Source organism: Limnoraphis robusta CS-951 (genome assembly GCF_000972705.2).
In genome coordinates this window covers 7,173-7,891 of record NZ_LATL02000304.1, presented here as the reverse complement: position 1 = coordinate 7,891, position 719 = coordinate 7,173, and the positions used below count along the sequence as shown (strand labels likewise).

Sequence of the window (719 nt, the reverse complement as noted above, 5' to 3'; positions counted from 1 at the left end):
ACGATGTTGGGGGTGGTGGAGGCGGAGGTATGCGAAGGATTTTGGAAGGTGCAGCTTGAGATGAAATTGCATTCACAATTTCCCGAATAGACTGATACCGTTTTTTCATCGCCTGCTGTAACATCTTATCTAAAACTTCCCCCAATTTTTGATTAATAGGATTGGTTAAATAATCCCGCCAAACCCATTCTCCCTCGCTGACATCGTACAATTGAAAGGGTTCAACTTGGGTTAACAGATGAATACAAGTCACCCCCAAACTGTAAATATCACTGCTAAAATTTGCTTTTCCCAAAGCTTGTTCGGGTGCCGCATATCCAGCAGAACCAATAGTTGTTCCGGTGACGGCTAAGGCGGTACGAGTCGCCAATTTCGCCGCACCAAAATCTACTAAAAACAGTTGTTTATCGGAAGCTCGACGAATCAAATTGTCCGGCTTTACATCCCGATGAATCACTTGATTTTTGTGAACAAAATATAAGACCGGAAGTAATTTTTTGAGCAGTTGTAAAATTTGAGTCTCGTTAAAAGTTCCCGACTCGTCTAACTCTTGTTGCAGGTTTTTCCCTTGAATATATTCTTGAACTAAATACTGACGTTTATCTTGGGTAAAATAGGCGTAAAGTTCGGGAATTTGCGGATGTTTTCCCAACTCATCCAAACGAACCGCTTCCTGTTCAAAAAGTTGTTTGGCTTTCTCTACGGTTTCTGTTCCCTGC

The 719-nt window shown here is 41.9% G+C and carries 1 protein-coding gene; it reads right to left on the bottom strand.

Annotated features, from left to right (window positions below; translation table 11 throughout):
- A partial coding sequence (locus tag WN50_RS25660) for a serine/threonine-protein kinase (RefSeq protein ID WP_152964929.1) occupies positions 1-719 on the bottom strand: 719 nt, incomplete at both ends.